The organism is Vibrio sp. V10_P2A27P122 (genome assembly GCF_963874335.1).
GTDB classification, from domain to species: Bacteria; Pseudomonadota; Gammaproteobacteria; order Enterobacterales; family Vibrionaceae; genus Vibrio; species Vibrio anguillarum.
In genome coordinates this window covers 1-7402 of sequence record NZ_CAWNHY010000064.1, presented here as the reverse complement: position 1 = coordinate 7402, position 7402 = coordinate 1, and the positions used below count along the sequence as shown (strand labels likewise).

7 protein-coding genes are annotated in these 7402 nt (G+C 46.7%); 4 read left to right on the top strand and 3 right to left on the bottom strand.

The annotated features are described in order from the left end of the window. Nucleotides 1-186 precede the first annotated feature (186 nt). From AACQ17_RS03700 to AACQ17_RS03685, 4 genes are all read left to right on the top strand, one after another. Nucleotides 187-1398: an aspartate aminotransferase family protein gene (locus AACQ17_RS03700; RefSeq protein ID WP_026027324.1), complete on the top strand. Its 1212-nt coding sequence runs from the start codon at nucleotides 187-189 to the stop codon at nucleotides 1396-1398. Nucleotides 1399-1464: 66 nt separating this feature from the next. Further along, entirely contained in the window at nucleotides 1465-2484 is a 1020-nt protein-coding gene (astA, locus tag AACQ17_RS03695; RefSeq protein WP_094147374.1) for an arginine N-succinyltransferase, read from the top strand. Between the two features lie 31 nt (nucleotides 2485-2515). Continuing rightward, the gene (gene astD, locus AACQ17_RS03690) at nucleotides 2516-3973 is read left to right on the top strand and encodes a succinylglutamate-semialdehyde dehydrogenase (RefSeq protein ID WP_088732898.1); all 1458 of its coding nucleotides are present in this window, start codon (nucleotides 2516-2518) and stop codon (nucleotides 3971-3973) included. A gap of 68 nt (nucleotides 3974-4041) precedes the next feature. After that, nucleotides 4042-4833, top strand: coding sequence for a DUF1338 domain-containing protein (locus AACQ17_RS03685; RefSeq protein WP_094147373.1), 792 nt, complete (start codon nucleotides 4042-4044; stop codon nucleotides 4831-4833). Between the two features lie 75 nt (nucleotides 4834-4908). Here the strand turns inward: AACQ17_RS03685 and AACQ17_RS03680 are convergent, their stop codons facing one another. The 3 genes from AACQ17_RS03680 to AACQ17_RS03670 all read right to left on the bottom strand — a co-directional run. Next, complete coding sequence (locus AACQ17_RS03680) at nucleotides 4909-5322, bottom strand: hypothetical protein (RefSeq protein WP_017047285.1); 414 nt, start codon at nucleotides 5320-5322, stop codon at nucleotides 4909-4911. A gap of 10 nt (nucleotides 5323-5332) precedes the next feature. Beyond that, on the bottom strand, nucleotides 5333-6514 hold the full coding sequence (locus tag AACQ17_RS03675; RefSeq protein WP_017047286.1) for a porin: 1182 nt from the start codon (nucleotides 6512-6514) through the stop codon (nucleotides 5333-5335). A 76-nt stretch (nucleotides 6515-6590) separates the two neighbouring features. Beyond that, a partial coding sequence (locus tag AACQ17_RS03670) for a methyl-accepting chemotaxis protein (RefSeq protein ID WP_240507714.1) occupies nucleotides 6591-7402 on the bottom strand: 812 nt, incomplete at its 5' end.

Below are 7402 nucleotides of genomic sequence, written 5' to 3'. Positions count from 1 at the left end.
ATAATCATAAGTAGTGACGATTATCGGTACTTCTGCCGATCTAAAAGAATAAATCACTATTGAAATGGTTAATAATTTGTAAATACAATGCTGCATTAGCTAAAAAGCAAAACAATATCTTCCACTCAAGCGTTTAATAGGAAGATCGCAATCTGCTTGGCATGCGGTATCAAGAGGGAATGTGTAATGACAGTGGAAAATAGTGTAGATCGCAGTCTGTTTGATGAGGTGATGGTCCCTTGTTATAACCCGATGGAAATGATTCCAGTTAAAGGGCAGGGCTCTCGAGTGTGGGATCAACAGGGTCATGAATACATCGACTTTGCTGGCGGTATTGCAGTGAGTTGTTTGGGCCATTGCCATCCGGCGATGGTTGATGCGATCACCAAGCAAGCCAATAAGTTGTGGCATCTCAGTAACGTGATGACTAATGAGCCTGCTTTGCGCTTGGCGAAAAAATTAACGCAAGTCAGTTTTGCTGAAAAGGTGTTTTTTGCTAACTCCGGCGCGGAAGCTAATGAAGCGGCGCTCAAACTGGCGCGTCGCTGGGCCGCTGATGTCCATGGTGAACAAAAATCAGAAATCATCGCCTTTAACCAAGGCTTCCACGGCCGCACTTTCTTTACAGTGACGGTCGGGGGGCAAGCGACTTATTCCGATGGATTTGGTCCTAAACCTGCGGATGTTACCCACCTACCGTATAACGATATTGAAGCGTTGCAAGCACACATCTCTGATCGCACTTGTGCGGTAATGATGGAACCCTTGCAAGGCGAGGGTGGCATTGTGTCGCCTTCGGCTGAGTTTGTCCAAGCCGTGCGTGAATTGTGCAATAAGCACAACGCCCTGTTGATCTTTGATGAAGTGCAAACCGGTAATGGCCGCACTGGTGAGTTCTATGCTTATCAAGGATTGGGCGTCACGCCGGATATTTTAAGTACCGCGAAATCACTCGGTGGCGGCTTCCCTATTGGCGCTATGCTCACCACAAACGAATTAGCCGCGCATTTTAAAGTGGGCACTCACGGTTCGACTTATGGTGGCAACCCACTGGCTTGCGCGGTAGCAGAAGCGGTAGTTAATGTGGTTAGCCAGCCAGAAACCTTGGCTGGCGTGAAGGAGCGTGAAGCGCTCTTTCGTGAAGGATTGGCTAACATTAATGAGAAGTACCACATTTTTAGTGAAATCCGTGGTAAAGGTCTACTGCTTGGCGCGGCATTAAATGAGCAGTGGCAAGGTCGCGCTCGCGATATCCTACAAGCCGCGGGCAAGCAAGGTTTACTGGTGTTGGTTGCGGGTATGAACGTGGTTCGTATGACGCCTTCATTAGTGATCACCAAACAAGAAATAGAAGAAGGCTTAGCAAGATTAGATAAAGCTATTGCATCACTCATGTAGTGAAAAAGCCTAGCAGCCCAAGGTAGGATGCCTTGGGCCACTTCAAGCATCTGGAGGGAAGTATTGATGCTAGTTGTTCGCCCTATCGCAATGTCGGACTACGATGCGCTACACACATGCGCTATTGAATCCGGTCACGGGTTTACATCACTACCCGTGAATGAAAAGCTCTTAACCAACCGTATTACTCATTCTGAATACAGCTTCGCTAAACCCGACGTCTCAGAGCCGGGAGATGAAGGTTACCTGATGGTCGGTTTTGATTCTGAAACCGGTGAGGTAGCAGGGACGACTGGCGTTGAAGCATCGATTGGCCATGACGTGCCGTTCTATTCTTATCACATCAGCACGATAGTGCATTCGTCGCCTAAGCTGAAGGTCAACAATACCGTCAAGTTGCTTACTTTTGGCAATAACTACACTGGATGCAGTGAAATTTGTACGCTTTTTTTACGTCCAGATTTTCGTCAAGGGTTGAATGGGCGTTTGATGTCGAAATGCCGTTTTCTGATGATGGCAGAACACCCACATCGTTTTTCTAAAACCATCTTTGCTGAAATGCGTGGTGTGTCTGATGCCGAAGGCAACTCGCCCTTTTGGCAATGGCTGCAAGAGCATTTTTTCTCGATTGATTTCACTATGGCTGATTATTTAACCGGCATTGGTAAAAAAGGGTTTATTGCTGATCTGATGCCCAAACTGCCGATTTACGTCAACTTATTGAGTAAAGAGGCACAAGCGGTGATTGGTCAAGTACATAACAATACCCGTCCAGCGTTAACGCTACTCGAGCGCGAAGGATTCACCTGCCGTAACTATGTAGACATTTTTGATGCAGGTCCAACGGTTGAGTGCGATTTGCGCAATATCGAATCCGTACGTCACTCGGTGCGAGCTAAAGTGGAAGTGGCCGAGCATTCAAGCTCGCAAGATTATCTTATCTGCAATAGCTCGTTTGAAAACTTTCGTGCTACTGCTGCAAAAGGTGCTTATAACCGCGAAACGGAAACGGTGATCATCTCACCTAAAGTGGCGCAAGCTCTATTGGTTGATAGTGGTGATTTTGTTCGAATTTTGGCGCAGTAAAATAGGTATATTGGAAGGTAAGGATTAACAGATGACTCAGTGGATTGCAGGTGAATGGTTAGCTGGACAAGGCGAGGCAATGCTTTCGCTTAGTCCCTATAACAATGAGACGATTTGGCAGGGCGATAGCGCCACACCCGCGCAAGTAGAAGCTGCGGTAACGGCGGCAAGAGTCGCATTTATAGAATGGAAAAAACGTCCTTTTGTTGAGCGTGAGCAATATGTCTTAGCCTTCGCTGAAAAAGTGAAACAGCGCAGTGAAGAGCTTGCGCAGATCATCGCCAAAGAGACAGGAAAGCCACTTTGGGAAACGCGTACTGAAGCGGCAGCGGTGGCGGGTAAAATCGCTATATCCATTCGAGCTTATCATGATCGCACTGGTGAAAACACACGCGAAGCAGCGGGTAATCAACTGGTATTGCGTCATCGTCCATTGGGCGTTCTTGCGGTTTTTGGTCCGTATAATTTCCCTGCCCACCTGCCGAATGGTCATATTGTGCCTGCACTTTTAGCGGGTAATACGGTTGTGTTTAAACCTTCAGAGCAGACTCCGTGGACGGGTGAGTTTGTGATGAAGTTGTGGCAAGAAGCCGGCCTACCTGCGGGTGTACTTAACCTAGTGCAGGGCGCGAAGGAAACGGGTATTGCGCTTGCTCAGGCCAAAGGCATTGATGGCCTTCTTTTTACTGGCAGCGCCAATACAGGTCATTTACTCCATCGCCAGTTTGCTGGGCAGCCGGGGAAAATGCTGGCTTTAGAAATGGGCGGCAACAACCCAATGGTTATCTCTAAGCAGTATGGCGAGCTTGATGCGGCAGTGTATACCATTATTCAATCCGCATTTTTAAGTGCAGGCCAGCGGTGTACCTGTGCGCGGCGTCTTTATGTTCCAGAGGGAAATGAAGGCGATCGATTGCTTGAAAAGCTGGTCAGTGCCACTCAAAAATTGCGTATTGATCACCCCTTTGCTGAGCCAGCACCTTTTATGGGGCCACAAATATCACAAGCGGCGGTGCAGTTCATTCTTGCTGCTCAGGACAATTTACGCGCCTTGGGTGGCGTCAGCTTGCTGGCCGCGACACCTTTGCAGGCGGCGTTTGTCACTCCGGGCATTATTGATGTCACCGCAGTTAGCCAATTGCCTGATGAAGAGTATTTCGGACCATTGTTACAAGTCGTGCGTTACCAAAGCTTAGAGCAAGCGGTACAACTGGCTAATGAAACTCGCTTTGGTTTATCGGCAGGCTTGGTGTCGACCAATGATGCCGAATGGGACTACTTTGTCGATCATATCCGCGCTGGCATTGTAAATCGTAATCGACAATTAACCGGAGCCAGTGGTGATGCACCGTTTGGTGGGCCGGGAGCGTCGGGAAATTTAAGACCAAGCGCCTATTACGCGGCCGATTACTGCGCATACCCAATGGCATCAATGGAAGGCCGTTCGACAGAACTGCCTGCCACGCTCAGCCCCGGGGTTGAGCTATAGCAGTAAACTTTATCTAAAACCCCATGCCTACTAGCATGGTTTAAACCGAGCACAGACAAGGAGGCGTTATGACGCCAACCGTTTTATTTCAATCATTATGGAATGACTACATTCAGCGCCTTTGCCCTTCTGCCGACAAAGTCCATCACTTGCTTCAAGAAGAGGAAGCCTTGATTAATGACCATATTGCGTTGCGAACCTTCAATGTTGCGCCATTAGGTATTGAAACGCTGGCTAAGCCTTTTCTTGCCTTAGGCTACGTTGCCTGTGGTGATTATGTGTTTGAAAGTAAGAAGCTGGTAGCGAAGCACTATGAACACCCTGATCCGACTCAGCCTAAAGTATTCATAAGCGAGCTGAAAGTGGAAGAGTGCTCACCTGCACTCCAAGCCATTGTGGAGAAGCTGGTACATCAAGTCGATAGCAATAAATTAAACAGCAGTGACTTTTTATATGGCGGTCGCCTGTGGCAACTAAGCTACAGCGATTATTTGCAGCTTGCCAACGAAAGTGAATACGCCGCTTGGTTGGCGGCGCATGGCTATGGCGCGAACCATTTCACTGTTAGTGTTAATCAACTGCAGGCGTTTAATGAAGTGAAAGCGGTCAATGATCATCTACGCCAAGCGGGTTTTACCATCAATGAAAATGGTGGAGAAGTGAAAGGTACACCTGATGTGCTGCTTGAGCAGTCGTCGACCATGGCCGATAAAGTACCGGTGCAATTTACGGAAGGAGTGGAGGTGATTCCCGGTGGATTCTATGAATTTGCTAAGCGCTATCCAATGGCCAACGGTGAACTCTATAGCGGTTTTGTGGCGGCCTCTGCAGATAAGATATTTGAAAGCACAAATAGCTAACAATAAGGGCTGATAAAGACACAGGCCAGTGGCATTACCTCCACTGGCCTTTTTTACAACAAAAGTAGCTTAGATTTAAGGTGTGTAAACCACTTTGACTTGGTCTGTGACTTCGCTTGAGTCGATATAACCAATTGCTGCTGCATTTTGGCTCACTTCAGCGATAGCTGCGGCACTTGAAGCAACGGTTTTGGGTGGGTTAGCTTTGCCAGTAAAAACCAATTTTGCCCAATAAGCTTGTAGCTGAGACTCTGATTTATTCGTGACCTTTTCGTGAAACTCAATGCGTATCGGCGTACCATCAGCGTACTCAATCACAATCGGTTCAGTGCCATTCGGGAGCTGTTTTAATTTGCCTAAAAATAGCTTTTTCACATCACTATCGCTTAGTTGGTCAACACCACTAAGGTTACTTATCACAACAGGTGCAGAGAATGCAGACAATGACAAGGTCGATAAGCTCAAGAGCATTAAGATAGTTTTAATCATTCTGCACTCCTTAAAAAACGCCATCAAGGCGAATAGAGTAAATCAAAGAGTCATCTTCTAATGCTTTGCCTGTATTGCCAAAGTTAGTACTACCGATGAGGCCTGAGGTATCACCAAAATTATCGATCATAGTGACATCTGCTTTAATGGATAAGTTAGAGAGCAAGTCATAACGGACACCAGCGGAGTATGCATTACGCTCTGCATCGAACAACCAAGCGCTTGGAATATTGGCTGTGCCAGTATTGATCAACTTACCGATGCGCTCGTCGTCATCTTTGGTTCTGAGTGTTGCTACGCTAACATAAGGCACCCAAGACTGAATCCGATAACCTAAGGTTGCATACGCGGAGTCGACATCTGAATATTGCCCTTCGACTTCGGTACGAGTTAGCTCTGTGACAAAGAGCAATGAGCCATTGTCATAGCTTAAGCCTGTACCATAGAATTTAGCGATAGTATCTGGAGCGACAACTTGTTTAAATACGCTGTGTCCTGATGTGATTTTTGTCGTGCCGTAGACGGCTCGTATGGTTAGATAATCGTAATTCCAACCTAGACTGGCGCCATACATATAGTTGTATTCTGTATTATTGTCAGACGTTTTACTTTGGCCTGCAAAGGCTTGTAAGTAGAGGGTTGACTCATCCATTTCCACGTCATAGGCGATATCACCGCCTAAGTAAGAGTTGAATGGCACATTGCCATAAACTTCAACGGGCGGGCGAGCCCAGGGCTGGGCAAAGCCTACATCAATATAATCAGAGTACATATAGAGAGGTACACGCAACTTACCCGCTCTGACGGTAACGTAGTTATCAAATGTGTGTTTGAGATAAGCCCATTCTATGTCGGGTGAGAAGTCATCACTGCCACGTGCGATTAACTGAGTGACGAAACTGGTTTTATCCGCCAAACTAAACTCGGCTTGAAGCCCAACTAAACTCAGTTCATCAAAGCTATAACTGTCTCTGGAACTTGCATAGCCTAGCTTGTTACTCGAACGAGTCACTCCCACACTAAAGAACCCATTGAATTTGATACTGTCTTGCCAGCTACTGCTGGATGAGCTTTTCAGTATCGCCAATTCATTTTCTAGCTGCGAAACTCGTGCTTCAACCGATTCGTCGGCGATACTAAGCCCGGGTAATAGCATTAGGGCAGGGTAAAGGCTGTATTTTGCTTTTATCATGATTACTCCTATGTATCGAAAATGGCATCATGCCGTTCACTTTCACATACTGCAGAGAGTGAGTTTTACTGAGAATTTAAACTTTATATTGTCGAATAACATCGCTGAGGTTTTGTGTGACGCTTTGGATGTCCGTACTGATCCCATCCAGTGCTCGAGAGCCGTCAGACACTGAGCGGGAGATTTCATCCATATCTTGTATGTTGTCGAAAATGATTTTTGAAGTGCGGTTTTGTTCTTCTGTCGCGGCGGCAATTTGTTGGTTGAGCTGAACAATACTTTTAACTTTCTCCGTGATATTGACCAAAGCCACTCCAGATTGCTCAGACTCAGATACTGTATTGGAGGCACTTTGTTGCCCTTTGGTCATGGCATCCACAACTAATGATGAGCCCTTTTGTATTTTTTCAAGAACTTGTTGAATTTCTTCAGTAGAGGATTGAGTGCGAGAGGCTAAAGTCCGAACTTCATCGGCAACCACGGCGAACCCTCGCCCTTGTTCACCAGCTCGAGCAGCTTCTATCGCGGCATTTAAGGCAAGTAAATTCGTTTGCTCGGCAATGCTGCGGATGGTGTTTAAGATCACTCCCGCATTATTGGTATAAGATTCGAGCTCATTTACCACTTGAGCGGCTTGGTTGACGTCTTTGGCTAAGTGTTCAATCGAGACAATCGTGCTTTCTACAACTGCGCTGCCAGTTTGCGCCGTATCATTTGCTGAAGTGGCTTCTGAAGAAGCGAATGCTGCATTTTCAGCAATAGAGGTCACGCTATCGGAAAGAGAGTTCACCGCAGAAGAGACAGATTGCATGATGTTTTCTTGAGAGCGAACTTGTTGTGACGTGTTGGAACTGGTACTAGAAAGCCGTGATGAAACACTTTCTAAAG